Origin of the sequence: Hymenobacter mucosus (assembly GCF_900188255.1) — a bacterium.
Taxonomy (GTDB): Bacteria; Bacteroidota; Bacteroidia; order Cytophagales; family Hymenobacteraceae; genus Hymenobacter; species Hymenobacter mucosus.
This window is the reverse complement of record NZ_FZNS01000010.1, coordinates 19403-40806: the sequence shown is the minus strand read 5'-3', so window position 1 is coordinate 40806 and position 21404 is coordinate 19403. Positions and strand designations below refer to the sequence as shown.

The 21404-nt window shown below is 55.0% G+C and carries 19 protein-coding genes; 12 read left to right on the top strand and 7 right to left on the bottom strand.

Annotated features, from left to right (window positions below):
- Window position 1: 1 nt before the first annotated feature.
- Window positions 2–1021: a CBASS cGAMP-activated phospholipase gene (locus CHB83_RS18725; protein ID WP_089333730.1), complete on the bottom strand. Its 1020-nt coding sequence runs from the start codon at window positions 1019–1021 to the stop codon at window positions 2–4.
- 157 nt (window positions 1022–1178) lie between these two features.
- Between CHB83_RS18725 and CHB83_RS18720 the strand changes: the two genes are divergently transcribed.
- The 4 genes from CHB83_RS18720 to CHB83_RS18705 all read left to right on the top strand — a co-directional run bounded on the left by CHB83_RS18720 (window position 1179) and on the right by CHB83_RS18705 (window position 7493).
- Window positions 1179–2762: a site-specific DNA-methyltransferase gene (locus tag CHB83_RS18720; RefSeq protein WP_089333729.1), complete on the top strand. Its 1584-nt coding sequence runs from the start codon at window positions 1179–1181 to the stop codon at window positions 2760–2762.
- 12 nt (window positions 2763–2774) lie between these two features.
- Complete coding sequence (locus CHB83_RS18715; protein ID WP_089333728.1) at window positions 2775–5438, top strand: DEAD/DEAH box helicase; 2664 nt, start codon at window positions 2775–2777, stop codon at window positions 5436–5438.
- Between the two features lie 289 nt (window positions 5439–5727).
- Window positions 5728–6195, top strand: coding sequence for a LexA family protein (locus CHB83_RS18710; RefSeq protein WP_089333727.1), 468 nt, complete (start codon window positions 5728–5730; stop codon window positions 6193–6195).
- Window positions 6196–6200: 5 nt separating this feature from the next.
- Window positions 6201–7493, top strand: a complete 1293-nt coding sequence (locus CHB83_RS18705) for a Y-family DNA polymerase (protein WP_089333726.1) — start codon at window positions 6201–6203, stop codon at window positions 7491–7493.
- A 38-nt stretch (window positions 7494–7531) separates the two neighbouring features.
- Here the strand turns inward: CHB83_RS18705 and CHB83_RS18700 are convergent, their stop codons facing one another.
- Complete coding sequence (locus tag CHB83_RS18700; protein WP_089333725.1) at window positions 7532–8089, bottom strand: hypothetical protein; 558 nt, start codon at window positions 8087–8089, stop codon at window positions 7532–7534.
- 137 nt (window positions 8090–8226) lie between these two features.
- Between CHB83_RS18700 and CHB83_RS23600 the strand changes: the two genes are divergently transcribed.
- Window positions 8227–8775, top strand: a complete 549-nt coding sequence (locus tag CHB83_RS23600) for a hypothetical protein (protein ID WP_143437190.1) — start codon at window positions 8227–8229, stop codon at window positions 8773–8775.
- A gap of 2 nt (window positions 8776–8777) precedes the next feature.
- Here CHB83_RS23600 and CHB83_RS18690 read toward each other — a convergent pair whose 3' ends face one another.
- Together CHB83_RS18690 and CHB83_RS18685 are read right to left on the bottom strand one after the other, a co-directional pair.
- Window positions 8778–9143, bottom strand: coding sequence for a hypothetical protein (locus CHB83_RS18690; RefSeq protein WP_089333723.1), 366 nt, complete (start codon window positions 9141–9143; stop codon window positions 8778–8780).
- 18 nt (window positions 9144–9161) lie between these two features.
- Window positions 9162–10112: a helix-turn-helix domain-containing protein gene (locus CHB83_RS18685; RefSeq protein WP_179225564.1), complete on the bottom strand. Its 951-nt coding sequence runs from the start codon at window positions 10110–10112 to the stop codon at window positions 9162–9164.
- Between the two features lie 214 nt (window positions 10113–10326).
- On the opposite strand from CHB83_RS18685, the gene CHB83_RS18680 reads away from it, so the two are divergent.
- The 7 genes from CHB83_RS18680 (at window position 10327) to CHB83_RS23880 (ending at window position 15490) form a co-directional block, all read left to right on the top strand.
- The gene (locus CHB83_RS18680; protein ID WP_089333721.1) at window positions 10327–10716 is read left to right on the top strand and encodes a hypothetical protein; all 390 of its coding nucleotides are present in this window, start codon (window positions 10327–10329) and stop codon (window positions 10714–10716) included.
- Window positions 10717–10751: 35 nt separating this feature from the next.
- On the top strand, window positions 10752–11069 hold the full coding sequence (locus CHB83_RS18675) for a zinc finger domain-containing protein (protein ID WP_089333720.1): 318 nt from the start codon (window positions 10752–10754) through the stop codon (window positions 11067–11069).
- Between the two features lie 137 nt (window positions 11070–11206).
- Window positions 11207–12148: an ArdC family protein gene (locus CHB83_RS18670; protein ID WP_089333719.1), complete on the top strand. Its 942-nt coding sequence runs from the start codon at window positions 11207–11209 to the stop codon at window positions 12146–12148.
- A gap of 121 nt (window positions 12149–12269) precedes the next feature.
- On the top strand, window positions 12270–12893 hold the full coding sequence (locus CHB83_RS18665; protein ID WP_089333718.1) for a hypothetical protein: 624 nt from the start codon (window positions 12270–12272) through the stop codon (window positions 12891–12893).
- A gap of 253 nt (window positions 12894–13146) precedes the next feature.
- Entirely contained in the window at window positions 13147–14079 is a 933-nt protein-coding gene (locus CHB83_RS18660; RefSeq protein WP_089333717.1) for a hypothetical protein, read from the top strand.
- 4 nt (window positions 14080–14083) lie between these two features.
- Window positions 14084–15286 (top strand): hypothetical protein, encoded by a 1203-nt coding sequence (locus tag CHB83_RS18655; RefSeq protein WP_089333716.1) that lies wholly within the window; start codon window positions 14084–14086, stop codon window positions 15284–15286.
- A gap of 51 nt (window positions 15287–15337) precedes the next feature.
- Window positions 15338–15490: a hypothetical protein gene (locus CHB83_RS23880; protein ID WP_179225563.1), complete on the top strand. Its 153-nt coding sequence runs from the start codon at window positions 15338–15340 to the stop codon at window positions 15488–15490.
- A 76-nt stretch (window positions 15491–15566) separates the two neighbouring features.
- Here CHB83_RS23880 and CHB83_RS18650 read toward each other — a convergent pair whose 3' ends face one another.
- The 3 genes from CHB83_RS18650 to CHB83_RS18640 all read right to left on the bottom strand — a co-directional run bounded on the left by CHB83_RS18650 (window position 15567) and on the right by CHB83_RS18640 (window position 20907).
- Window positions 15567–16868: a tol-pal system protein YbgF gene (locus CHB83_RS18650; RefSeq protein ID WP_089333715.1), complete on the bottom strand. Its 1302-nt coding sequence runs from the start codon at window positions 16866–16868 to the stop codon at window positions 15567–15569.
- 322 nt (window positions 16869–17190) lie between these two features.
- Window positions 17191–20277 (bottom strand): T9SS type A sorting domain-containing protein, encoded by a 3087-nt coding sequence (locus CHB83_RS18645; RefSeq protein WP_089333714.1) that lies wholly within the window; start codon window positions 20275–20277, stop codon window positions 17191–17193.
- A 24-nt stretch (window positions 20278–20301) separates the two neighbouring features.
- Window positions 20302–20907: a hypothetical protein gene (locus tag CHB83_RS18640; RefSeq protein ID WP_089333713.1), complete on the bottom strand. Its 606-nt coding sequence runs from the start codon at window positions 20905–20907 to the stop codon at window positions 20302–20304.
- Window positions 20908–21404: the final 497 nt, after the last annotated feature.

The window sequence follows — 21404 nt, the reverse complement described above, 5'->3', positions numbered from 1 at the left end:
ATTAGTGGGTTTTGTAGTGTTTGGGGTGGGCGAAGAATTCAGCAATTCTGGGGTCTTTTCGGAAACGTTGGCCTTGATCATCTCCTTTGCCAGCCAGTAAGTCCAGGGCATTTTCAGTAGCCACGTCTAATTGCACCTGACCGGCCTGCTCGTGCGATATGTCCGGGCTGGGAATGCGCAGGTAGTTCACATCCACGTCGTTTACCTCATTCATCTTGGTCATGAAGTGATCCGTGAAATGACTCTGACCCGTCATGGACGTTTCAAACAGCGAGTCACGCCACCCAAAAAAGGATCTATTCCGTTTCTTACCGGTTCGGGTACCACCTGTCAGGGTGAGGCTACTTACGGAGAGGATACTGAGCTTCTTAAATTCCTTGTCCTTGCCAACGAAGTAGGTCAGGGCTTCCAGAAAGCCAACCAACGTGGGATTATTCGCCCATACCCCACCATCAATGAACTGCTTATTGTGATAGTCCGGGTTCTCGGCCACGGGAAAATAGGTTGGAGCAGCGCTGGTGGCCAGTGCCACATCCACGTAGCGGATGCCGTTGTCGCGGTTCAGCTTTCCCTCCGTATGATCGAACTTAAAAATCCAGGGCCGGGCATCCGTGATAGTGTAGGATGGAATGCAAAGCAGGTTTTCACTTTGCCCCAGTACCTTTTCACCAAACACCTTTTGCAAGGCTTTCTTTAAAGGCTCATCGCTGAACTTGCCATTCCAAGTGATCTGCTTGAAACCGCTGATGAAGCGGTGAATCCAACGGCTTTTTGTGTACTGCGGGAAGATATTGGCCCCTTCTTCCCGATAGAATTGGACTATCTCAGCAGCAGGGATTCTTAAGGAAAGAGCCAGCGCTATGAGGCCACCCGTAGACGTGCCACACAGCATGTCAAAACGGTCAGAGATGCAGCAGTCGAACTGCTCCTCCAAGTGCTGTAGAATTGTAGCTGAGTAGAGCCCTTTGATGCCGCCCCCGTCTATGCACAAGATTTTAAATGTCTTTTCTTCTGTTTCCATCTATCCTATCATCTCTTTCATGAGCAATAAATTGAATGACTGCACCCGGAGACTTGGCATTCTCAGCGCTATCAGTGCTGGCTGCCATCAGGTCGAAATTTAGCTTGGGTGCGTGCCGGGAGTTACCTTAGTGGTTTCACCGATACGACTGTAACGCATGCCTACCCTTCAGTGGATTGGTAAAGATAAGGTTATCAACCATCACCAGGACGTTCCTTTTCGGCTCCTTGACCACCAGTACGGTGCCCTAGCCGACGGTACTCAAACTACCGAGCCAGCCGACAGCGGTAACCGCATCATTCACGGTGACAATCTCGAAGCCCTGAAAGCTCTGTTGCCCGAATATGAGAATAAGGTTAAGTGCATCTACATAGATCCTCCCTACAACACCGGGAACGAAGGGTGGGTATACAACGACAACGTTAACGACCCCAAAATCAAGAAGTGGCTCAGTCAAGTAGTGGGCAAAGAAGGCGAAGATCTTTCACGCCATGACAAGTGGCTGTGTATGATGTACCCGCGTCTGAAGCTGCTGCATAAACTGCTAGCGGATGATGGTATTATATTCATCTCAATTGATGACAATGAAATCTCATATCTGCGTATCGTGATGGATGAGATATTCGGGCGGGCACAATTTGTCACCGAATTTATCTGGAAATCAAGGGTTAGTGAGGATGCAAGAGCTGTTACAGGCGTATCGAATGATCATGAATATATCCTGACTTATCGTAAAACTGATTTAGTGAAGTTACGCGGCGTAGAGAAGGATTTGACAAAGTTCTCGAACCCAGATAATGACCCGCGGGGCCCATGGAGGAGTGCTGACGTTACGGGCTTGGCAACGAAGGAGCAGCGGCCCAACCTTCACTATGACTTGGTTAATCCAACTACAGGTGATATTTATCCCCCGCCTCACAAGGGATGGCGCTTTGATAAAAACACAATGGCCAAACGTGTTAGCGAAGGGCGCATTCTATTTCCTGCGTCACCAGATGGTCGGCCCCGTCAAAAGGTGTTTTCCGACGAAATGGCCAGTCAATACAAGTCTATTTCTTCCGTCATTACGTCCACCAGTACTGCGGAGGGAACAAAAATTATAGGATCAATTCTGGGCCAGGGTGTTTTCGACTTTCCGAAACCAGTGGCACTTCCTGAGATGTTGATTGGACAAGTGACGGACCCGCACGATCCAGATTGCATAATCCTTGACAGCTTTGCTGGCAGTGGTACTACAGCCCATGCCGTACTAAAATTGAATCAGCAGGATGGTGGTAACCGTAAGTTCATCCTGACGGAGATGGAAGATTACGCTGAGCACATCACAGCGGAACGGGTGAAGCGGGTCATGAAGGGGTATGCCAGCCAACCTGGTACTGGTGGTAGCTTCGACTACTACACCTTGGGGGAGGCTGTATTTACAGCCTCCGGTGAGCTGAATGAGCAGGCCGGACTGGCAGGCCTGCGCCGGTACATCTATTACGCCGAAACCAAGCAGCCGCTGCCCGCTCCCTCGAACGACGACAATGATGCTTTTCTGGCCCAACATGATAATACGGCCTACTACTTCCATTACGATCCGGACGCCGTAACTACTCTCAACCATAATTTTCTGGCCACCATGCGCACCCGCGCTGGCCAGTACATTATTTACGCCGATAACTGCTTGCTCCCGGCTGAGTTTATGACCCGGCACGGCATCATCTTCAAAAAAATTCCCCGCGACATTTCGCGCTTTTAATATCCGGCCGATATGGAGCTAAAACCCTACCAGCAGGAGGTTATTACTGACCTAGCCCGCTTTCTAGACTGCGTGCAGGCCACCAAGAACCTGCCCGACGCGTTCCACGACTTCTGGGCCATGCACCCGCGTACGCCCCTGCAGCCCTTTCCCAGCGCGGCCGTGGAGCCCTACAAAAACACTGTACCCGGCGTGCCACACGTATGCGTCAAGGTGCCCACTGCTGGCGGAAAAACGTTTCTGGCGGCCAATGCCCTGCGCACGATATTCAGCGCTTTTCCTCCCGACCGCCCCAAAGCGGTAGTGTGGCTGGTGCCCTCCGTCACGATTCTGGAGCAGACGCTGCGCAATCTGAAAAACGCTGGCCACCCCTACCGGCAGAAAATCAGCACGCACTTCGCCGGCCGCGTGGAAGTGTATGATAAAACGGCGCTACTGCAGGGTAGCGGCTTTTCGGCCAGTTCGGTGCAGGAGCAGCTGAGCCTGGTAGTGCTCAGCTTCGACTCGTTGCGGGCCCGCAACAAGGAGGACCGCAAGGTGTACCAGGAAAACGGCAACTTACAGTCTTTCGGTACTCTATTGGGCGATGAGGAAGATATCACCCTCATGCGCGTAATTCAGGCTTTGAATCCGGTAGTAGTTGTTGACGAAAGCCATAACGCCGAAAGTGATCTGAGCGTGGACATGCTCAAAAATCTGAACCCGGCTTTTATTCTTGACCTGACGGCTACCCCGCGCAAGAACAGCAACATTATCAGCTTCGTAGATGCCCTGGCCCTGAAAAAGGAGCACATGGTGAAGTTGCCGGTTATCGTTTACAATCACAACGACCGGACTGAAGTCATTAATTCTGCCTTGCAGCTGCAGCGAAACCTGGAGCTTCAAGCCAAGAGGGAGCAAAAGGAAGGCGGCCGTTATATCCGTCCTATTGTGCTGTTTCAGGCGCAGCCTAAGACAGCCGATGACAATACGACTTTCGAGCTGCTGAAACAGAAGCTCATCGACCGCAAGATCCCGGCTGAACATATACGCATCAAAACGGCTGGGCTCAACGAGCTGAAGAATGAGGACCTGTCATCGCCGAAGTGCCAGGTTCGCTATATCATCACGGTGAATGCCTTAAAAGAGGGCTGGGACGCGCCGTTTGCCTACATCTTGGCCTCACTGGCCGATAAGTCGTCGGCCGTGGACGTGGAGCAGATCCTGGGACGCGTGCTGCGCCAGCCATATGTTGCCCCGCATCAGGCGCCCATGCTCAACATGAGCTACGTGCTGACGGCCTCCAGCAAGTTTCTAGATACGCTCGACAAAATCGTGGTGGGCCTGAATAAAGCCGGCTTTAGCTCCCGTGACTATAAAGTAGCTGATGCTAATACGCTAACTCCTAAGCCTGATCCGCTGGCCAGCTTCGTGCAAGCCCCTCTAAACTTCGATGGGCCGTCTACTCAGTCGTCTGCGGCCGATGAACTGGCCGATATTGATTTCGGTAAGATTGCTCCCGTCGAGCCGGTAACGGATGAAGCAGCCTCGGCCGTATCGGTGACACACCCACAGGTACTTCCTGCCACGCCAGCGGCGGGTTCGGTGCTGGCCATTACAGAAGTGGCCCTGGCTCAACAGGCTGAGTTTGAAAAAACTGTAGCCGCCAGCACAGCCAGCGGTGCTCCTTTCCTCCCAACAGCCCTCCAGTCGCTCGTGAAAACATACCCCGTCAAAGAGCTATTCCGTGAGCAGGCAGCAACGTTATTGCTTCCCCAGTTTTTCTGGAAAAAGCCTTCCGCCACTCTTTTTGATAGCGGAGAAGGTGATACTGTTTTGCTGGAAAAGGATTATCTCCTCGAAGGCTTCCAGCTCGGGAAGGAGAATACGGACATCAAGTTCGATGGGGTTTCCTCAGAACTCTATCGCGTGGATCTGGATGAAACCAAAAAGGAAGCAACCCCCACCTTCACCCGTATCGACGGCGACGCGAAGGAGCGCATTATGACGTTCATTCTCGATCCGTCCCGCAAGGAAAGCCGCGTAAAGAACTTTACGAGCCGTATCATGAGCCTCATCGGCAATCTGTACCCGATTGCCGACAAAGAGATTGAGCGCTACCTAAAGCGCATTCTGGAGGACTTTACGGATGAACAGTTTACGGACTTTGCTAATCATGAGCATACTTATACCCAGAAGATAAAAGACAAAATCCGGCAGCTGTCGGAGGCGTACGCGCTGAAACAGTTTCGCAACTTCCTCGATCAGGATAAAATCCTGATGAAGCCCTCCTATGCGCTGCCGGCTCAGATTACGCCGGGCGACACGGGCAAGGACATTGCCAAGTCGCTCTACGAAAAGGAAGGCAAGATCAATGGCTTTGAGGAACGGGTTATCAACGAGTTGGCCAACCTTCCCAACATTGCCTTCTGGACGCGTAATCTGGAGCGCAAAGGCTTCCGGATTAATGGGTTTCTAAACCACTATCCCGACTTTATCATCCAGACCAAGAGCGGCAAAACGTTGATGGTAGAAACCAAAGGAGATCACCTCGATGCGGAGCAGAAAATCAAACTGGGTGAGTACTGGGTTCAGAAAGCCGGTAACGCATTCCGTTTCTTCATGGTGTATGAACGCCGGGTTGTAGATGGAGCATACAAGCTGGACGACTTTCTCAACTTAGTCAAAGGCATCTGATCCAGATCTCTCTCCCATGAAAAAGGAAAGCCCCATCAGTGATGATGGGGCTTTTTGTTGCAATCGGCGTGGTTAGCGGTCTACCGCCCTAATAGTCCCCCACACACCTGTAAAGGGACTACCGGAGGCAAATGTAAAGAGTCGCAGTGGGCCTTTCATATGGGCTGCCCATAAAATTGAGTAGGCAATTGTAGAAACGCTATACTTGAATTACTACCTGTTTTAGCTTCTTATGGCTAAATAAGTTAGTAGAAGCGTATACTTGTACTCCTCACCTACTGCAAGCGCCATGCAAACCGTAGAACTAATTCCGGTTCCTGATAGTGACATCCCCTTTCTACTGCCCCTATTCAGCTGCTCTGTTCCAGCTGGCTTTCCAAGTCCGGCCAGTGATGAAATAGAGGAAATGTTCGACTTGAACCGGTTGCTGCTGCGGCATCCGGATGCAACGTATCTGGTACGGGTAATGGGCGAAAGTATGGCGGGCGCGGAAATCCACGAAGGCGACTTGTTAGCCGTCGACAAACAGATGGAAGCTGACCACAATCACATTGTGGTGGCCGTAATTGATGGAGAATGCACCGTGAAGCGCTTATGGTGTGAGGACGGGGCCTGGTGGCTGAAGCCCGAAAACCCGGCCTTCAAACCCTGGCAGATCCACGATGCCGGCGACGTGCAGATATGGGGAGTGGTTACGCATGTACTACATGAACTGATCCCGGGTAAAATGGGCGCGTTACTGCGCACCCGAGATTAGAAGCCATGTTTGGGTTGCTCGATATCAACAACTTTTACTGCAACTGTGAATCTGTATTTCAACCCCGGTTGCAAGGAAAACCCGTAGTGGTGCTGTCAAATAATGATGGCTGTATCATCAGCCGCTCGGCTGAGGCGAAGGTTCTGGGCCTGCAGATGGGCGATCCGTACTTTCAGGTCAAAGAGCTGCTGGAGCGCCACCAGGTACACGTGTTCAGCAGCAACTACCCGCTATATGGGGATATGTCGCGCCGGGTGATGTACTGCCTGGCGCAAAATGCCCCCGAGGTTGAAATCTACTCCATAGACGAGGCGTTCATGGACCTGCACGGCATGGAACGCTACCTGGGCAGCCTGGATACCTTCGCCCGGAACCTACGGGCCAAAGTGCTGAAGCGCACCGGCCTGCCGAACTGCGTGGGCGTCGCACCCACAAAAACGCTGGCTAAGCTCGCTAACCGCTTGGCTAAAAAGCAGCCGGAGCACGGCGGCGTGGTGTTCCTCGATACGGATGAGCGCCGGCGCTGGGCCCTGGAGCAGGTAGCCGTGGAGGATGTTTGGGGCGTAGGCCGCCAGTACGCAGCCAAGCTGACAGCCGCCGGCATCTATTCGGCGGCGGAACTGGCCGCGTGCTCAGACTCTTTTGCCCGCAAGCACCTGGGCGGTGTCGTCGGAGCGCGTCTGGTGCGCGAGCTGCAGGGCTACCCCTGTCACGGGCTGGCCCCCAGCGAGGACGGGAGCTTGCGTCGACAGAGTATCTGCTGTTCCCGGTCCTTTGGTCAGGCTCTCACATCATTCGACGACGTGCTGGGCGCGGTAGCCACGTTCCTTTCCCGTGGCGCCGAAAAGCTGCGGCGGCAGGCTGATGCCGCCCACATGCTGACAGTCTTTGTCAGCAAGAGCCGCTATGGGTTGGAACCGCCACCCTACACCTTTTCGGCTGTCGTTACGCTTCCAAGGGCTACCAATGATACCGGTGAGCTGCTGACGCAGGCCCGCGCCGTCCTGGCGGCCATCTGGCAGCCGGGCCGCTACGTGAAGGCCGGCATCGTGCTCGATGGACTGGAGCCGGCCGGGCAGGTGCAACTATCACTCTTTTGCGCTGAGCCCCCATCGGAGAAGCGGAGCCTCATCATGGCAGAGATGGATGCACTGAACCGGCGCTTTGGTAAGAATACCGTGCGCTTGGCTACGGCCATACCGGCCCCAGGCTTGGCGGTGGCTCCCTGGGCTGCGAAGGCTTCTTGGCGTAGTCCTGCCTATACCACGCAGCTCAGCGACTTGCTGCAAGTGCGCTAGAAAGCAGTATAGGCAGAACTACGCCAAGTAAAAGGAGCCTAGGGTTTCCAAACAATGGGTACGCTGCGGAAGCCGATAACGTGCTGTTGCTGGCCTCCAGGGGCATCTTTCACTACCACAGCCTCAATCAGGTTGAATCTGGTAGTTTGAACTGGCACGTTCAGCAACTCAACCGTCACTTTAATTGGCACTCCGGTTGGCAATGGCGTAGGTGTGTCACTGGTTCCAACCAAGATCTTGCCGCTGCCGAACTCGGTACCTTGCTCATCCACGGCACGGGACCGATTGCCCGAATGAATGTATAGGCTGCTGATTAAACCGATCGGAACAGGTGCAGCGGTATTATTCACCAAAAAGGAAAGCACAGCTGTTTGCGTTTTACGGCTGGCAGTGCAGGATAGGAATTTACATTGCAGCGTCGGGTCGGGGCTAGTGACGGTGACCCCTTGCTTGCCAATACCTAAACGCGCTTCGTATGCGGTAACTTGGGCACGCAACACTTCATTCTCCTTTTTTACGGTGCTACAGTCTTGTGACTGTGCGCGAGCAATTAGTGTCGATACAATGAAGGCGGAAATCAATATGGTTTTTTTCATAAGGAGGGATTAAAACATTGGAAGCAAGATAGAATAATTAGACCGCAGAAAAAGACTAGATCCTGGCTGCGCATTGCTTTGATAGCTGCATAGTAGGCACTCTTACTAACTTGCTGCAGTTTCTTACTCCCTCCTCTATGGCTTCAGATGGTCCTGACTGGTACTTGACATCCGAACGGTCTCCCGCCTTTATCGGTGAAGAGCCGGAGTGGTCGGAGTTGGTTGAAATTGTAGTAGTGAGAAGGTTTACCGAGCGGTATATATCCGTCGGGTGTTACCACTACCCAACCCAGCAATGGCAGGACCAACACGGGGACATATACAATGTGTCGCCTTGGATGTGGGTGACGCACTGGCGGCCGCTGCCGGAGCTTCCGCCACCCGTTTCCAAAGAGTCCATTCTGGCTTTGGTCGGTCAGGAGGAGCCGGATTACATTTCAGACGAGATGCCTATGCGCGTGCTGCTGCTGGCAGTTGACCCAGCTGATCAAGCACTGCAGAATCAGTACTATAACGTGGTATGGCGGGCCGGCAGCCAGGGTACCCGTATCTACACCCGGGGAAAGCTTAAGGACAATCGGTATTACATTGACTTTTACGCAGACGACGCGGTGCATTTGCGCCGGATCAAAGAGGCGCTGGATGGCTTGGATGCCGCTTACACTATCACGCCGCGCAAGAAGTGAGCTTATCGGCCTCTTACACCGTGCATGGGCTCAATCAGCTTGTTCAATTCCTGAGCTAAGCTGCTTACATCCTGTATGCTGGTAAGCGTAGCTGTGATGCTCACGGCGCTTTCGTCGATCAGGTCCACCTGATAGCTGCCCCCCGGCTGAGCCAATTGCGGCAGCGGACGGCACGAAATGGCCAGCCAGGCATTCAGACCGATTACTCGCGTGGCCGTCGATAAATCGAGGCCTCCAGTTAGCCGTAGCTCCGTTAGCTCCACATCACGCAGCTGATCCCAGTTGTCAATGTTGACGACAGTAGGCGTAAGGATAGAGCGTGCAGGATCAGTCGCCTGGAGAGTAAAACGAAGGGGTTGAATTTCCATGCAGCAAAGATAAATCACCTAGTCTTGTGGCCACCGGCCGGCGGCCTCGGCATACAGTCCATCCGGGTCAGCTTCCCCGCTCTGCAAGCGGCGTTCTTCCATAAATACCACATCCTCCGCGCTCAGGTCAGGTGTGATCCAGGCCAGACCTATTAAGCGCGTGAGTGTCCGGTTATATGCCGCTTTATCCTGGGACAGGGTAGCCTGTAGAGTTTCACAGCGCAAGGAATTAGTCCCATACACAGCTTCATGCAGTCCAAATGCGATATGCTGAGCGGTAGACTGCTGCTGAATAACCTGCCAGAATTCTTCCGACTCGCCCTGCAGCTGCTCCAGCTGAGGAGATGGTGAAGGTAGGGTAAGACCCGGCTCAGCCAGCGCCGGAATCTCATTGCGCTTGATTACGCGGCCGAATGCCGTAGTTTCAAACGTGAAGTAGGGTTCATAGGTGGCTTGGTGTTCGTTCCACCATTTCACCAGCATCTCATCGTGAATGAGCCCATGGTGAAACCAGGAATAGATATCCATATCCTGAACAACTTTGGCGAAAACCACGGCGTGGGCGGCGTCACTGGTACGGGACACGAAAGTTGGGGCGGCCTCATACTGGGCTTTGGTTTCAATGCCGTTGAAGCGGAGCCAATCCCAATCATGCTCCTCCAGCTCATCGAAGGGAATACGCTCGTCGTAACCGTCCACGGCCCCCAGCCGCGAATAAATCATGCTCTCCATGGATTGGCGCATAAACTGCAACTCTGTACGCGGAGTGTCTTGCTCAGAGAAGGTATACAGGTTGCTCATGTTGATTTGTAGGGCTGCGGCGAGCCGCTGGAGGTGAAGAATATTCGGCACAGTATGGCCAGCTTCCAGTTTCTGGTAAGGGGTTCGGCTCATGTGCATGCGCCGGGCCAGTTGCTCCTGGGTCAAGCCGGCCGCGGTGCGCAGCTCGATAAAGGATTTGAGTTTCAAGGCTGTTACGGTTGATGGGTTGTAGAATGAGACAAAACTATTTGGTCTGGTTGGGCCATGAAAGCATGTTCTAAAAAGGAACATTTCCGCGACCAAGCAATAAGGGGCAACAGGGGTAAATGTGCGATTTCAGCACAATTGCAGCTGATAATAGCGCGGTGGGTTATCAACGTAATCAGCAGTTTTGCGTATATATAGCAACAGACTTGCTGCTATGATTCGTCCCCTCACCATCGACCTAGAAGGCCAGCAGGTAAAAGTGTACCGCAACCTGAAGCACAACGGTTATTGGTCAGTACTGTACAAAGTCGACGGTAAAGAGCGGGTGGTGGCCACGTTGCCCGACGTGCACCTGCAGAACGTGAAATTGGAAGTAAAGGAAGCCGGGCGCCAGCGTGTGCTGCGGGACAGGTGCAAGAATGTGCATGCCTTTGCAAAGGGCACGTTTACCAGTATCCCCGGCCAGCCCCTTACGGCCATCAGCTACGACCCCTACACAGCCTGCCACTTCTTTCGCAAGGAGGACCGCCGCGCAGTATACTCGGCCAGTCAGGTGCGACTGGTCGGCAATCAGGCCTTTGCCACCATCAGCGACCTGCTGTAAGCTACTTCTTCCCTATTGCCCCAATCCCTCCCAGCATGGCTGAAATGGACCCCAACCGCTACGATTACCGCGAGGTAGCCTGCCCTCATTGCCACGCCGCCGCCGGCAGTTACTGCATTCGCCCCAGTGGCCACAGCGGCCCGATTGTCGCGGCCCACAAGCCCCGCCGTGCCGCTGCGCATACAGTATGGCGGGAGGAGGAAATACAGAAGTATGGCAAGCAAATAACCCCATGGGGCGACGACCCCCGGCCCGAGGCCGCTCCAGTCCCAGCCACAGACAAAATGCCGGCAGCACCCGTGCAGTCATGCCTGTTTGCCGCCGTTGACAGCCCAACTCGTAACGCGGCCTGAGTAACGGTTTTTGAGTCGGGGCAGTTGGGGAGAAAATCCTTTAACAGGGATAATAGAGGGCTTTTTTTGTTGCTTTCTATATACAAAAGTGGGCGGCTGCCGTATAACTATATACAACGCAAGCAACCTACCTTCCTATGAAAAAGAGCACTGCCACCGCCCCCAAGAAAGCCGCCGCCAGCAAAGCTGCCGCCTCCCGGCCCGACGTTTTCCAAATGGTTACCGACCGCATCGTAACGGCCCTAGAAGGCGGCATTATTCCGTGGCGCAAGCCGTGGAACGCCGGTGCCGGTGCCCCGCGCAACTACGTAAGCGGTCACGTATACCAGAGCATCAACGCGTTTTTGCTGGGTATGCTGCCCTACGAATATCCGCTGTTCATGACTTATAAGCAGGCCGAGCAGGTAGGCGGACAGGTCCGCAAGGGTGAAAAGGGTATGATGGTCGTGTACTTCTCGCACATCCAGAAGGAGAACAAGCAGACCGGTGAAAAGGACGTTTTCCCCCTGTTGCGCTACTCGACCGTTTTCAACATTGCCCAGATCGACGGCGTTGACTGGAAGTTGCCCGAGCTGCAAACTCGCGAGCATGAGCCCCACGCCGAAGCCGAGCGGATTTGCGTGAATTACATGGGTGAGCTGGAAGGCCCTAGCCTGTACTTTAAGGGCGACCAAGCACTATACCGCAAATCCGTCGACGAAGTGCTGATGCCCGCCCCGCAGACGTTCAACTCGGTTGAAGGCTACTACGCCACCCTATTCCACGAATTGGCCCACAGCACCGGCCACCAGCGCCGCCTGAACCGTCCCGAGTTGGTTGAAAACGCGGGTTTCGGAAGCACCACCTACGCCAAGGAGGAACTAACGGCCGAAATGACCGCCGCTTTCCTAAGTGCCGCCGCGGGCCTTGATATGTCGGCCACCATCGACAACGCTACGGCCTACATTCAGAACTGGCTGAACGCCCTGAAAAACGACAAGAAGCTGGTTTTATCCGCTGCCAGCCTTGCCCAGAAAGCTTTCTACCACATCACCGGCCAAACGGCCCCCACCTACGAGGCGGCCCCGGCCGAGGAGTAGCCGACCCACCCCAGCCACCCGGCCCCGCGCCGGGTGGTTGCGCGGCCGCGATAGGCTGGGGGCAGGCATCGAGCCTGCCCCCAGCCTATGGTAATTTCTCCATTTTTAGCCCGTTTTCGTTATGTTTACCACCTGCCAACCTCCCCAAGCCCAACTGCCCGTGCTGCTGCCCGTGCCCGTCGTCAATGCGCTGTTGCCTTTGCCCTCTAAGCGCAGGCTCACCCAGCTGCATCTGCTGGAGGGAGGTGGCTTGGTACTGGTGCACCGCGCGGGCCCGGGCCGCGATGCGCCGGATCTGCCTCGATTGTTGGACGCTTGGGGCTTTGCGGATGTTAGCGTAAACCTGATGGTACCGCTGGAGGGTATCCCGTTGGTGCTGCTAGCGGCGCAGGCCGGTGAGCTGTCGCCGGTAATGGCCGATATTCAACTCAGCAAGATTCCCAGAGCCAAAATCGAGCAGTGGCTTCAGGATGCGGTAGCCGCCAAACCGGCAACGCTTCAGATCGTGCTGCTGGAGCCGGTGGCGGACTCGGCCACCAAGGGTCGCGTGCGCCTGAGCAGGGCGCTGGCCATCTCTGATAGCGGGTTCTGGCGCCCACTCTGCCGGGTGCTGCGTGAGCAGCTGACAATGCTTGATCAAGGCGATACGGCAGTTTTAAGTGTGGCCGCTGATGCTATGCTCACTCGTCCGGGTGCAGCGGCAGGCGTGCTTGCCGGGGGACCAGTCGCCCAGTATCTTTCCTAGCAGCCTGCCAGGACTCAACTTACGATATGCAGCTAAGCAAGAAACCGCCTAAACCAGGCGGTTTCTGTGCGTTATGGGGACAAGCAGAGTTTGTTATTGCAACTAATTTTAGTAGCATAAAGATTTACTTGCTATGTTTGATGAACCAATGAGCGGCAGGTAACGGGCGGCCTCCAAGAATCCGGAATGTTACGCGTGTATCCCAGCTTCGCCCTGGTACTAAGCAATCCCACGCAGCAATAAATCCGGTACCGTGTTCACCCAGGCCCTTCAGCAGTTCGTCGCTGAGCTAAGCATCAGCGAGCAGTTCAAACAGCAGCTTATCGGGGCGAAAACCCTCAATGCCTACGTATTCTACGTGGAGCTACCCCAATTTCTGGCCCCGCTGTTTCCGCACGTGCGCCTGCCCCAGCTGGAGGAGCTAACCATTCACAGCTACCTGTATTTCAGCTTCATTATTGGGATTGATAAGCTGGTGGACTCGCCGGCCACCCAGCAGGGTGCCCTGCAGGCCCGCCACCTGTTTGAAGTAATGTCCCTGCAGGAGACGGCCGTACACGGGCTAACGAGGCTTTTCCCCGATGGCAGCCCGTTCTGGGTTCATTTCGATGAGTGCAAGCAGCGCTACATGGCCGCCAATCTGGAGGAAAAGAAGTACGCTGAGCTGCGCCCGGCCCTAACAGTGCAGCAGTTCGAGGAGCTGGCTGCCGGCAAATCAGCCATCTGTTTTGCAATGGCTTATGCCATGAGCTGCTTGGGGGAGAATTCTGCCCCTGTAGACGAGGTGTTGGCTTGTCTGGCCGGCATCCATATCGGCAGCCAGTATTTTGATGACATTGAAGATTTCGTGCAGGACTGGGAACAGAACCAGTATACCTATGCTCATTCCGAGGTATCGGCCTGGCTGATGGAGCACAACATAGACCCCGACCAAGTACCAGTCAGCCTGCAGCAGAAGTATCTCTATACCTCAGGTGTAGCGCTCAGGCTGATGGAACTCGGGTGCCAGCATTACCAGCGCAGCCTGGATCTGGCCACGTCGCTCGGGCTGGAGCAGCTGGCTGCCTACCTGAGGCCGCGCATTGCCACCTACTGCCAACAAATGAGCCGAGTGCAGCACACTGTTGACCAGGCTCGGATGCAGGTGGAACACGTATCAATGACTGACGACACGGTAGTAGCCTAAACTTATGCTACTGGTGGATAATACGCGCCTGAGCGCCTTCGACAAGCAAACGTGGCTGATTACGGCCCCGTCAGGTCAATATGTGCGCGTGAATGCCGACGCGGCGGAATTGTACCGTATTCTGCTGCAGTCCCCGACCATCGCGCAGGCACTGGAGCGTTTCAATCAGACATTTCAGACTGCGTTTGACATCGAGCAGTTTACCCGGCTGATTACCGGCCGCTTCGGTGGATGCTCACTACTTCGTGATGAGCCGGTCCCGCCGGTCGATGCGCGGTCCTTGCTGGATCATATCGCCCTGCAGATACCGTTGCTATCTCCTACTGCTGCTGGCTTACTGGCCGTCCCATTGCGGCCCTTGTACCGGCCGGCTGTATTCTGGCCGCTCGTTGCCGCTCAAATAGGGCTGTTGGGAGGAATACTGCTTAAAAGCACTCCCATACGCGGGGCGGGCATTGCCGAATATGCCGTGGTTATCCCGCTGCTCTATGGTTCGGTACTGTTGCACGAGGTAGGCCACATTGCGGCGTGTGCCCGGCTGGGAATCCGTCACGGCGGGATTGGCTTTGGCTTTTACGCCTACGTGTTTCCGGTCCTGTTTGCTGATATCACCGGCATCTGGGAAGCCTCACGGCACCAGCGCATGATTGCCAACCTGGGCGGCATCGTGGCGCAGCTGCTGCTGGCCACCGGTCTGGCCCTGGCGTATGTGGCGACGGATTCCCACGCCCTACTGCTGGCCAGCACGACTATCACAGTTTCAGCCATCTGGCAGTTTAATCCATTTGTGCGCCGGGACGGCTACTGGATGCTGGCCGACCTGACCAACCAGCCAAATCTGCTGCTCAGCGCCACGCAGGTCGTTCGAGAAGCCTTCACCCGTGCCAGCGCCCTGCGGGTGCTTACAAGCCGCGGAAAAGTGCTGCTACGACCCAAGATGGCTTTGCTGCTATACGGGCTGGGCAACAGCTTCTTTTTCGTGCTGCTGCTGAGCCTGACGCTGTTTCATCATGGGGAGGCCATTCTCCGGTTGCCTGCCCAGGTGCCGACCCTGCTGATGGGGCTGCTACAGGGCACCGCCGCCATCAGTGAGCAGCAGCTGATTGCCGCCGCCTTCTACTTGGTGTGGGGGCGCTTACTGGCCAGTTATCTTCTTCGCCGCTGCGCGGCAGCGAATACACTAACCCCACCGATTCTAGCCGAGTAGGTCGGTGGGTTCATCTTTCCTCGGAGTACAAACCCTTATTTACTTTTACCCATGAGCAAGCCCATGAACACCCCCCAAACCAGCGAAGAGCAGGTAGCGGCCAACTTCCAGGTTGAAAAGCTGGACCAACGCCTTGAAACTGCATGGTCGATGGCCTCCCAGGACGGCCCGCAGGTGGAGCACGAAGCCCCCACCAAAGCATAAGACAGCCGTACAGAACGCAAGAAGGGCCCGGTCAATCTGACCGGGCCCTTCTTATTTTGTGCGATATCGGGCGCCTTTACCGGTCGCGGCTGGCCATGGCACGCGTTGGCGCAGTATCCGTGGCCGTCGTGGAGGATGGCCGCCGGTTAACCCGCATAAATGTCCTGGCTTCCTCGTATACCGAGGAGCGGCGTTCAGCGGCACCCAGCACGGCCTGATAATAGCGCTTGGCAGCCTGCATGTCCTTTTCGGCTACTGCAATGCGGGCCAAGCTCAGGTTGGCAAACTGGTAATAGCCGCCCTTTACCTGATCGGTAGTCTCCGAGAACACAATGCACCGCTGATAGTACCCCTTTGCCTTGGCCACGTCCTTGTACTTGTTGCTACGGATGAAGCCCAGGAAGTAGGCGGCGTAGCGGCCAGCAAACCCGTCGAAACCCGGCTGGCCCTGATTATACTTATCCAGTATATCCTGACTGGCCCGCTCACACTCCCGGAAATCTCCTTTGTTGAAGCATTGCAGGGCATAGAGACGCTGGAAATACGGGTTGTCCGGATAATCCCGCACCAGTTGCTGAAGTACCGGAAATGCTTCTTCCGCCCGGTTTTCCCGCTCCCCTGTCAGAATCTTCACCAGGAAGAATTTTGCTTCCGGACCCGTGTACACCGCATTTTGTGTCACGTTTCGCAGCTGCTGCAGGCCCAGCTGCTTGTTTCCTTTGGGGAAGAACAACAGCACGGGCTTTAGCCAGGGTTTTTCCTCCCCGATCCAGACCGCGTAGTAATTGAACAGAGCCTGGCCAAAGAGAAATTCCGGGCTCAGGCCATTGGCCTCACGGCTTTTCTCTAGATAGTCCAGCGCCCGTTTTGCCTCAATCGTAGCCCGGGCGAAATCATGCCGCTCAGCGTGCAGCCGGGAGGAAAAGCCGTAGGCAGCCGACAGAAAGAAGCAGGCCTCGTAGTTCTGGTTGTCCTGCCGGTAAAGGGCTTCCGCCTTAGTCGTGGCAGTATCCATGTAGGCGAAGAACGTCTTGTCGAACTGCTTGGTGGTGACGTTGGTGGGAACGATTTTCCACCAGGCGCTCAGGCCCATCAGGAAATAGGGCAGCGGATGGTCCATATACCGCCGGCGCAAGGAACGGAACTGCCTTTCAGCCCTATCGAATTTGAAGTTATAGAGGTTGGAGACTCCTCCCTCCAATTCAGTTTTAACATCGTTGTCCAGCAGCAGCCAGCCCTTTGTATCGACGGCCGACGGAGCTACATCCACGTTCTGCAGCTCGATTCGACGGGGCAGCTCTACCGAGTCTCGTTGTTGGGCCTGCACTCCGGCCGTCGCGAACAGAACGGTGGAGAAGGCCAGGCCCAGGTATTTCATCTTCCCAGCAAATTGCTTGTAAACAGGATTTGTACTAATCAGGCTCATAGCTTGCGTGTAATCCAATGCTGGGGATAGTGGCCCTAAGCAATTGGGATGGTTTCAGGAAAAATTGAACTGTACTCAGAGGGTGAGCAGGAGTCAACAAATACCGACTGTCTGCGAATGTGGCGGAGGAAGCAACAGGCAGGTAAATAGATAGGTAAGCGCAGCTAATATTAGTTGCAAATATGGTTATAATATTTCAAGTGCGATGTAAAAGAAAAGTCCCGGCCTCATCGTGTGATGATTAGCCGGGACTTGCTGTAGAAGCGGGAAAAGGTTAGTGTTGGATTACAATATTGCGGGACTCAGATTGGCTGCCTCGACGGAATTTAATGTGGTAGATACCGCTGGGTAAATCCTGGGTATCGAAGCGCAGCCGTCCGTTTCGGGTATTACCGGACTTGACCTTTTTACCGCGGTCATTGTAGAGATCCGCCTGATACGCATGGGGATTTTCATCGTCCGGGCGGCGCATTGCGTCAGCGGCTTCAGCAGGATTCGTCGAGGAGAGCGTGCTTACCTGCAGGTACTGATTCGAGGGGACTGGACCCAGCTCATACGTGTAAGGGTCGCAGATGGTACGGCCGCCGCTGGGGTCGTAATCCGGCCCTACGTAGATGGTTTCCAGTGGAAGCATGGTGCCGGAGCAAAGGCCCGGAGCCGTTACGGTAACTTCTACCTCATCGTAGCGCACAGCAACGGGCAGTTCGGGCGTGGTAGTCGTGATCCGTTGCGGCGTTGTTGTCATACCTGGCCGGATGGTACGTTTGGTCCAGGTGTAAGGGCCGGCCGTGAGGCCATCAGCCCGAACAGTAACCGTGTTGTACGGGCAGATACGTACTTGACCAGGCTGCAGTACGACGTAAGCATTCAGTGGCGTTGCGGTGGCCACGGAGTTAAGCGAATAGGTGGCGGCAGGACTGGGGGCAGCGCCTGCGCGCACGGCCACTACGGAAACCGTAATAGTGCCGGCACCTGTGCTGCGGATGCTCTGATAAATGTCCGCGTTGGGTGAGGAATTCGTGCCCGTATTCATGAATACGGCCGGGCCGGTGAGGCTCCAGTTGTAGGTAATAGGTCCCTGACGCTGACCGCAGCCTACAATGGCGAGGGCCGTGGTGGCATTCGGGCACATAGAGGTAGGATTGCTTGCCGCGAAAGTGACCGGCTGGGTGACGTTGAACAGCTCGCGAACAACGAACTGCTGCGCTGGCCCATCCAGGGTCACGTGCGAGCCGTTGTTGTAAGGGTAGGCGTAATACGAGTCAAACGGCGTTTCGTCGTTGCAGGCAAGAGCGCGCGTAGACAGGTCGGTGTAGGGATTCGGCAGCTGGCCGGTACCGTTGTAGTTCGCCAGGCTTCTGTACTGGAAGCCCAAGGCGCTTACCGTAGGAATGAAGCTGTGAAGCGGCCGTACAGTCGTAAAGCGGAACTCGATGCCAGGAAGCTGCTTGCCGTTCAGTGTGCCGTCTTTGATTTGGAACTGCGAATCATACGTGCCGCCGGGCGCCAGGTCATAGCTGCCCTGGGAGCCGCTGGTGATTTTAATTTCACGACGCTTTTCAATAGGCTTGAACAGGGCGACAATCACACGCGCTTCCCCGTTGAATACAGTTCCCCGCTGGCCAGCAGCCGGGGAAAAATACATGTTGGCTGCAATCTGTGTTCCGGGCGTGGTTGAGCGGTAGAAGAATTGCCGGCGCTTATTGCCGTTGATTCGGGCCACGTCCAGCTGCAACCCGGAAGCCCCTGGGCTGCCGGCTGCAGAATTCATCTGGCCATTGATGATGCCGTTGGCAAGCGCCACGCGCCTTACCTGAGTAGGGTAGCCAAACGAACCCGGTAAACCATTATTCTGCAGGTTGCGCATGAACGGGATGTGGTAATTGCCGCCCGACATGTCGCGGCGGTGTGTCACCAGCATCTGCATTGCAGCAATGGAGTTCAGACGAGCCGCGTTGACTTCCGCAGACTCTGACATGCCCTTGAAGTAGTCAATAAATTCCTGGTCGCCTAGGGGTACGTTGGCACCCTGGTGGGGGCCGTCGAAAGAAAACCACAGATCAACATTGTGCTTCCAATAAGGATTGTTGAACGTAGCCGGATTAGCTGAATTGGCAAAATTCTTCTCCATCAAGGCCAGGGCATAGCGTGAAATCAGACCGCCCATGCTGGGCCCAATGATGGAAACCTTCTGGTTCGGGTCGGCCATCAGGGGCTTGATACGGTTCAGCAATTCGACAAGCACGAGAGAATTACGCTCAACAAAATCGGCACCTCCATCAATCTGTTTGTAGAGCGTATTTTGCCTGGGCGTATCTACGCGACGGAGAGTTTTCGGGAAGTTCAGGATAACCAGGTCACGTTCTTTTCCAGCAACCTCAAGTGCCGGAACCAGCGGGGCGAAATCATCATAGATCCGGTCAATTTTACGCTTGTCGGACGGGTCAAAGCCATCCATGACGATCAGTGGATTGCGAAGCTTACCGTCACTTTTGCTTTGAGGATTAAAGAGATAGCTGATAGCTTCACCTTCTCCGTATGTAGTATTGCCGTCGTAATCCCTCCAGTTACCGCTGATGATATTGGGGGAAATCGGCGCGGTAACCGCACCGTTGGGGCGGCTGGCCAGCTGCGGCTTCACATAGACGCGGGCCTGCGCAATCGAGCTGGAGCCATCAGAGAAATAGAGCGTGAACGACAGATTCTGAACGCCGGTGCCCGGGAAGTTGATCAGCGTGGAGTTGTTGTTGCTCAGGTAAAACTGTGAATTGCCAACCTGCAACAACCCGAATGAAACAGTACGGCTGGTATTCTGGAACTGGAACATGGCCGGCATCGACAGCTGCACTTGCTGGGCCACGCTGTCAGCTAGGGGGGAAACGACCGTTATCCGGTTCGTTTGATACGGGGAGCCTACCCCATCGTAATACAGGCCGCCAATCTCACGGATAGTACCGCGTTCCTCAGCCAGCGTATCGAGTACTGCGAACTGGTAATCTAGCACGCCGACCGGCAGCGTACCTCCCATAGACGTTGAAGCCGTCGTTTGGTCCTCGGCCAGGGGCCGCAAAGCCGAGCGCTCCAGCGTGAAGGAACTAAGCCCGTAAGCTGATTCGCGCAGCTCGAAGTAGCTTTGAAAGAAGTGAGACGCAGATGAGGGGGTATACTTGTTGAACTGATGCAGGTTGGCCAGCGCCGGCACCCGGTCATAGAGGATGCTACCGGGAATTCGCGACTTATCCAGTGGCGCAATCAGGCTGTCCACCAACTGCGTAAACTGACTTCGCGGATCAGTAAATGTTTGTGCGTGCGCTGAGGCCGCCCCGAGAAGTAAGGTAAGGCCGGTAAAGAGTTTTTTCATGAAAAATGGAATAGGGTAAGAGGATTAGTATTTCAGGTCGAAGCGCCCTTCCGTCACGTTCACGGAGCCAGTGCCTGAGAGTGCCTGAGCACGGAACTCGTAGGTGCCGGCGACAACTCGGGCAATCGTATCGAGACGGGTGACCACCAGTTTCCCAGTGGCCGTGGGACCGGTAATGAGCACCTGGTCCGGGCTGGGTTTGCCGTAAGTGAAGGTGGCGTAGGCGGGATTGCTCGTGGTCAATCTGGGGTCCGCTGGCTGGTTGAAGAGCACGGTACCGGCAGTGCGGATATCGGGCACGTGCAGATTGATGCTGGTTTCGTTGAATGGATCATCCTGCTCGATGGGGAAGCGGCCGAAATACAGGTTCAACTCGTTTCCCGTAGACGACTTGGCATAACGAGCCTCCAAGGGTTTGCCGGCAAGCAGGAACTGTTGAATCGGCAACCATACAGTGCCGTCGACCTTGGCACCGCCAGTATTCTGACCAGTTTGGGTTGCCTCAGGCAGGCCGGGGGCAGGTATATCATCATCTTTGCAGGCGGCCAGCGCCAGAAGCGAGAGCAGCGCGGAATAAGCAAATGGGCGTAACAGCATAGCTTTTGTGAGGTTGAAAGGAGTGAATTTCATCTTAAAGCAATCAGAATTAATCGCAATTTGCTACTAATTCTAGTCGCGAAGTTAGAGGGATTTTTGGTTCCGGAACACGGCTCACAACTTCTGATCAGAAGGAGGATTCAAATGACTGCCAAGCGCAATCCAGGTGGGAACGGGGCAGGCTTCTACTGCCGGGCGAGTGGGCCAGTCAAGGTCGGCTGGGTTAGATAAAGCGGCCCCTCAGGGCACAAAAAAAGGCCACCGTGTTACCACGGTGGCCTTTTGCCTCAAATCGTAAGCGAACTAGGTGAGTTACAACGCAAACCTCCTTCAACCGCCGATATGAGCTTGGACAAATATACAGGATCTAGGCGGGCCAGGTTACACCGGCAATAGAAATTAGGGGCGGTTGGGGGGTAAATGCCTGTTTGAAGCTAAATAAGGGGGTTTTTTGTTGCGAATTATTAGCGGATGGGGGCTTATTTTCCGTATAACTCCATATAAGGCAAGCACTTTTACCCCCCCCCCTT

Excerpts from the sequence above, each read along its gene's own strand:
- CHB83_RS18655 (WP_089333716.1), top strand. The coding sequence starts at position 14,084 with ATGCTACTGGTGGATAATACGCGCCTGAGCGCCTTCGACAAGCAAACG.
- CHB83_RS18640 (WP_089333713.1), bottom strand. The coding sequence starts at position 20,907 with ATGAAATTCACTCCTTTCAACCTCACAAAAGCTATGCTGTTACGCCCA.
- CHB83_RS23880 (WP_179225563.1), top strand. The coding sequence starts at position 15,338 with ATGAGCAAGCCCATGAACACCCCCCAAACCAGCGAAGAGCAGGTAGCG.
- CHB83_RS18700 (WP_089333725.1), bottom strand. The coding sequence starts at position 8,089 with ATGAAAAAAACCATATTGATTTCCGCCTTCATTGTATCGACACTAATT.
- CHB83_RS18675 (WP_089333720.1), top strand. The coding sequence starts at position 10,752 with ATGGCTGAAATGGACCCCAACCGCTACGATTACCGCGAGGTAGCCTGC.
- CHB83_RS18670 (WP_089333719.1), top strand. The coding sequence starts at position 11,207 with ATGAAAAAGAGCACTGCCACCGCCCCCAAGAAAGCCGCCGCCAGCAAA.
- CHB83_RS18645 (WP_089333714.1), bottom strand. The coding sequence starts at position 20,277 with ATGAAAAAACTCTTTACCGGCCTTACCTTACTTCTCGGGGCGGCCTCA.
- CHB83_RS18680 (WP_089333721.1), top strand. The coding sequence starts at position 10,327 with ATGATTCGTCCCCTCACCATCGACCTAGAAGGCCAGCAGGTAAAAGTG.
- CHB83_RS18715 (WP_089333728.1), top strand. The coding sequence starts at position 2,775 with ATGGAGCTAAAACCCTACCAGCAGGAGGTTATTACTGACCTAGCCCGC.
- CHB83_RS23600 (WP_143437190.1), top strand. The coding sequence starts at position 8,227 with ATGGCTTCAGATGGTCCTGACTGGTACTTGACATCCGAACGGTCTCCC.
- CHB83_RS18650 (WP_089333715.1), bottom strand. The coding sequence starts at position 16,868 with ATGAAATACCTGGGCCTGGCCTTCTCCACCGTTCTGTTCGCGACGGCC.
- CHB83_RS18720 (WP_089333729.1), top strand. The coding sequence starts at position 1,179 with ATGCCTACCCTTCAGTGGATTGGTAAAGATAAGGTTATCAACCATCAC.
- CHB83_RS18705 (WP_089333726.1), top strand. The coding sequence starts at position 6,201 with ATGTTTGGGTTGCTCGATATCAACAACTTTTACTGCAACTGTGAATCT.
- CHB83_RS18725 (WP_089333730.1), bottom strand. The coding sequence starts at position 1,021 with ATGGAAACAGAAGAAAAGACATTTAAAATCTTGTGCATAGACGGGGGC.
- CHB83_RS18710 (WP_089333727.1), top strand. The coding sequence starts at position 5,728 with ATGCAAACCGTAGAACTAATTCCGGTTCCTGATAGTGACATCCCCTTT.
- CHB83_RS18690 (WP_089333723.1), bottom strand. The coding sequence starts at position 9,143 with ATGGAAATTCAACCCCTTCGTTTTACTCTCCAGGCGACTGATCCTGCA.
- CHB83_RS18665 (WP_089333718.1), top strand. The coding sequence starts at position 12,270 with ATGTTTACCACCTGCCAACCTCCCCAAGCCCAACTGCCCGTGCTGCTG.